A 5,088-nucleotide genomic window follows, 5' to 3' on the forward strand; every position below is an offset into this window, starting at 1 on the left:
CAGCGGGGATAAATCCCCTCGCCACAGGGATTTGGGGCGAACATGGAACTCATACCCACCGCTCCCACAGGGGCTTGGTGCTGAATGTGCGTCTACCCCCTTCCACAAATAATGTGCTAACCCTGCGGTTCGACCACCACCGTACAGGTCATCCCCGCCGCCAGCAGCACGCCATCCGGCACTTCGTCGATATGGATCCGCACCGGCACCCGCTGGGCCAGGCGTACCCAGTTGAAGGTCGGGTTGACGTCGGCGATCAGTTCGCGGCTTGCCGGGTTGTCGCGGTCGTAGATGCCCCGGGAGATGCTTTGCACATGGCCCTTGAGCACTTCACCACTCATCAGTTGTAGCTGCGCCGAATCGCCAACCCGCACCTTGGGCAATTTGGTTTCTTCGAAATAGCCGTAGACCCAGAACGAATGCATGTCCACCACAGCCATCTTCGCCTCGCCGATGCGCGCGTAGTCGCCGCGATGCACGTTGAGGTTGGTGACGTAGCCGTCCACCGCCGCGCGGACTTGGGTACGCGAGAGGTTCAGCTCGGCTGCCTCCAGTTGCGCCTGGGCGTGTTGGTAATCGGCCAGGGCCGAGTCGGCAATGTTACTGGCGTCGTCACGGTTTTCCCGGGAGATCACCAGGCTGTCCAGGTCGGCACGCCGATGGGCGTTGAGCTTGCGCATTTCCCAGGTCGCCTTACGCGAGGCCACCAAAGAGCGAGCCTGTTTCACCGCAATGCGGTAATGCTCGGGGTCGATGCGCATCAGCAGGTCGCCCTTTTTTACCAACTGGTTATCACGCACCGGCACCTCGACCACCTCGCCACTGACGTCGGCGGCGACGTTGATGATATCGGCGCGTACCCGACCATCACGGGTCCACGGCGTGTTCATGTAATGCACCCACAACACCCGGCAGATCCACAGGGCAAGGGCCAGCACCAACAGCGTCGCAAGCAGGCTGAAAAACTTTTTCATCGCATTGATCTCAACGGTAGACCGTCAGCGCCAGCGCGCCAAACAGGCAGGTAAACAGACTCAGGCGCAGCAGCGCCGGGTGCCAGAAGAAGCGGTACAGGTCCAGCCCCGACAGAAAACGGTCCAGCGCCCAGGCCAGGGCGGCGGCGATGAAAAACATCAGGGTCATGGTGGGCATGTACACGCCATGGAAGGCGATTTCACGAGGCATGTGCGGGTTCCTGGGGCAGCGGCGTGGCGTAGGCTGCCAATGGCGATTGCCGGTCCAAAAGCGAGGTACGGATGAAATGCAGGTAGCTTTTCACCCGGCGCAGGGCCGAGGTGTCGAAGTGCGGGGCGAAGGGTTCGTCACTGGCCTGTACGCGGCTGATGGCATGGTCGACCGCCAACAGGGCGCGCTCCAGATTGCTCTGGCCGGGCTGGCGGAACAGCCGCACCAGCGCCCGCCCCATTACGCGGATCGCCTGGCGCCATGGCTGGCTTGGGGCATAGGCCGGATGCACGGGCAAGATCGCCTGTTCCTTGCGCAATTCGATAATTGCATGGCCAATCTCCAGTACCACAAACATCCAGCGCAACAGATCCCGCTGTACCCGAGGCTGCCCCGCGGCCAGTCCATAAGCCTGATGCAGCAGATCCCGGGTGCGACTTTCAAAGCCCGACGCCAAGCCCTTGAGCCGGCCGCTGATAGCAAACACCACCTGCTCGCGCAGGTCTTGTTCGAGCCGGCGCCACAACCAACGACTGTTGGGCGGCAGGATGATTGCCCCGGCAGCAGCGCATACCAGCATGCCAAGGATCATCGCGAGGTAGTCATTGATGAAGGTGTAGGGGTTGTAGACCGTCAGGTTGTCGGGCACCGAGCCGGTGCAGAAAAAGATCAGCAGCCCCAGCCCGCCCCCAGCGTATTGCGGTCGCGAACTGAGGAACGAGCCCAACATGATCACCGGTGCCAACATCACGCAGAGCAAGGGGAAGCCGTCGATCAGCGGGAAGATGAAAAACATCTCGACGAAACCGATCAAGGCCCCGAACAGCGTGCCACACGCCATCTGGAACGCCATGCGTTTGGGGTTGGGCGTGGCGGCCGACAAGCCCACCGTAGCGGCGGCAATCATCGTCATGGTCGCGCCACTCGGCCAGGCCGTGGCGACCCAATAGCTGCCCAGCACCAGCAGGATGAACGCTGCCCGAAACCCCGACGCCGCAGCCGCCAGACCGTTGGTCTGCGGCATGAAAGGCTCATCCCATTGCTCGCGTTCGTGGCGATGATCGGCTAGCGACGCATGGGTCTGGGCGTAGCCGTGCAAGTCATCGACGAAGCGATATAGCAGCTCGTAGGCGGTGTGGAAATCCAGCCGCTCTGCTTCGCTCGGATCTGTTTCTTCGAACACCCCACGCAGCCTGCGGACCTGTGCCGGCAAATCGGCTTTATAGGTTGCCAACTGCGCCGCCAAGCGCGCGGCATCTCTATCGGTCAGGGCGCGGGCGCTAAAACCGTCCAGCAACTCGGCCAACGTTTGAAAACCCGGTTTGATGGCGTTCACCACCTGTTCGGCCCGGCGGCTGCGCAAACGCTCAAGCAACTGGTGCAAAGCGTTGAAGCGGGTGGTGATGCCCATGAACTCGCTGTTCAAGCGGCTGAGCCGACCGTTGCGCCGACGCATGTGCGGGTCTTCGAACACCGTCACGCTGCGCAGGCTTTCCAGGCCCACGGCTTCGGCAATGAAACCCACGTTATGCGCCTCGAATGCCTCGCGTTTGCTGCGGCCCCGCAAGCCATCGGTGACGAACAGGGCAAACACGCCAAAGCGTTGGTACAGGGCGTTGCGCATGGCGGCGCTGGCGGTTTGCGGCAGGATCGCGGCGCTGATCAGGGTGGCGCAGAGAATCCCCAGGGAAATCTCCAGCACACGCCACACTGCCGCCATGAACGCGCCTTCCGGGTGAGCCAGGGCCGGCAGGCCGATCATGGCTGCGGTGTAGCCGGCCAGCACAAAACCATAGGCCCTGAAGTTGCGATAACGCGCCGCGCCCGCTGAACAGACGCCGACCCAGATCGCCAGACTGCCCAAAAACAACTCAGTGCTCTGGGCGAACAAGGCAATCAGCGCCACCATCACCGCCGAGCCCGCCAGGGTGCCAAGCAAGCGATAGAAACTCTTGGCGAACACCTGGCCGCTCTGGGGCTGCATGACGATAAACACCGTGATCATGGCCGTGCGCGGTTGCGGCAGTTCCAGACGCATCGCCAGCCACAACGTCAGAAACGCGGCGAACAGGACTTTGAAGATATAGACCCAGGTCACCCCATCGCTGCGGGCCCATTCAAAGAAACCACGGCGCCATTCGAGGCGGTAGAGCCAGCGTGCGGGGGCGAGTAAAGACTTCACAGGAAAAAGACTCAGCATCGTGGCGAGGGAGCTTGCTCGCGCTTGGGTTGCGCCTTGTAGGCGCTGCGTAGGAGCTGTCGAAGGCTGCGATCTTTTGATCTTTTCGTTGGGGACTCAAGTGTCTGGGGAAAGATCGCAGCCTCGTTGCACTCGACAGCTCCTACACCGTCCAGGCCACCTCCCAGCGCCGTCACCAGGTCGGCATGAACACTCAAGCGCGCCGCCTCCACTTGCTGTTGCACCTGTTGCTGCTTGAACAACAGGCTTTGGGCGTTGAGCACGTTGAGGTAGTCAGTGAGCCCGCGCTGGAACGCAACCATCGCGATGTCGTAGGTGCGCTGGGCGGCGGCCACCGACGCAGCAGCAAAGACGTGTTGCTTGTCCATGGACTCGCGGCGGATCAACTGATCGGAAATATTCTTGAGCGCATCGACCAGCGTCTGGTTGTAGTGGGCCACGGCAATGTCATAACCGGCCGCCGCCTCCCCCAATTGTGAGCGCAGGCGCCCGCCATCGAAAATCGGCAGCGTGATGGCCGGTCCGACGCTGTAGGTGAGCTTCTTGCCGGTCAAGAATTCCAGCGCCCCGCCACCGGTCGCCATGTAGCCGATACTGCCCACCAGGTCGACATTGGGATAAAACCCGGCACGCGCGACATCGATACCCCGCGCCTGAGCGGCCACTTGCCAACGCCCGGCCACCACGTCCGGACGCTGGCCGAGCAGTTCGGCGGGCAATGCCGACGGCAGCTTCAAGGGCGCACCGAGCGCCAGGGTCGGGCGCTGCAGCCGCGCCCCTTCGCCAGGCCCTTTACCTGCCAGCGCCGCCAATTGATTACGGCTCAAGGCAATAGCTTCGTCGAGGGCGTCGAGTTGCCGATGGGTCTCGGGCAACGGCGCCTGGGCCTGGCTGACTTCGAAATGGGTGCCGATGCCGCCGTCCAGACGCTTTTGCGCCAGTTCGAGAATCTGCTCCTGTTGATGGAGGGTCGCCACGACGATATCGCGCTGGGCGTAGTGCAACGCGAACTGGATATAGGCGCGCACGATGTTGTTCTGCAACTCCAACTGCGCCTGCCGCGCCTCGGCCACGCGGACATGAGCCAGATCGACGGCCCGCTCACTGGCGTTGCGCTCGCGGCCCCACAGGTCCAGGACATAGCTCAAGCCCAGGCCCGCGTTATTGTCCCAAGTGGTGGTGTCGGCCAACTCGCCAGGGCCATAGAACTGATCGGAGGGCCAGTTGTGACGCTTGAGAGTCGCCTGACCATTGATCTGTAGCGACTCGGCAGCCTCGACGACACCGGCCATGGCCTTGGCCTGGCGCACGCGGGCGGCGGCCAGGGCCAGGCTCGGGCTGCCCTGTACGGCCAACTTGATCCAGCGATCCAGTTGCCGGTCGCCATAGGCATTCCACCACTGGCGGGTGGGCCAGTGAGCATCGCGGGCAGCCTCGCGGATCGCTTCATCGGTGGCCAGTTGATTGGCCGACAATGCCTGGCCTTGCGGCGCAATCCCTCCCGTGCCGATGCAACCGCTGATGGTGAACGTTAAAAGCCAAACACTGAGAGTCTTCAGCTCTCTGCTGATGCAACGCGGCACTTGCGCAAAATCCTAGGAGAGAAAATCGAAATCCTGTGGGAGCGGGCTTGCTCGCGAAGACGGACTGACGTTCCAACATCGTCGGTGGCAGGCACACCGCTTTCGCGAGCAAGCCCGCTC

The 5,088-nt window shown here is 62.5% G+C and carries 4 protein-coding genes; all 4 read right to left on the minus strand.

Annotated features, from left to right (window positions below):
* Positions 1-116: 116 nt before the first annotated feature.
* Genes HU811_RS24675 through HU811_RS24690 form a run of 4 tightly spaced genes read right to left on the minus strand, consistent with a single transcriptional unit; the run spans position 117 to position 4,968 of the window.
* A complete protein-coding gene (locus tag HU811_RS24675) occupies positions 117-974 on the minus strand; it encodes an efflux RND transporter periplasmic adaptor subunit (protein ID WP_186658599.1) in 858 nt (285 codons plus the stop codon).
* Between the two features lie 10 nt (positions 975-984).
* Positions 985-1,185: a DUF1656 domain-containing protein gene (locus tag HU811_RS24680; protein ID WP_024617598.1), complete on the minus strand. Its 201-nt coding sequence runs from the start codon at positions 1,183-1,185 to the stop codon at positions 985-987.
* Entirely contained in the window at positions 1,175-3,367 is a 2,193-nt protein-coding gene (locus HU811_RS24685) for an FUSC family protein (protein WP_186658601.1), read from the minus strand. The genes HU811_RS24680 and HU811_RS24685 overlap by 11 nt, the downstream gene beginning before the upstream one ends.
* 11 nt (positions 3,368-3,378) lie before the next feature.
* Positions 3,379-4,968: an efflux transporter outer membrane subunit gene (locus tag HU811_RS24690; RefSeq protein WP_367616247.1), complete on the minus strand. Its 1,590-nt coding sequence runs from the start codon at positions 4,966-4,968 to the stop codon at positions 3,379-3,381.
* Positions 4,969-5,088: the final 120 nt, after the last annotated feature.

Origin of the sequence: Pseudomonas tehranensis (assembly GCF_014268615.1) — a bacterium.
Classification (GTDB): domain Bacteria; phylum Pseudomonadota; class Gammaproteobacteria; order Pseudomonadales; family Pseudomonadaceae; genus Aquipseudomonas; species Aquipseudomonas tehranensis.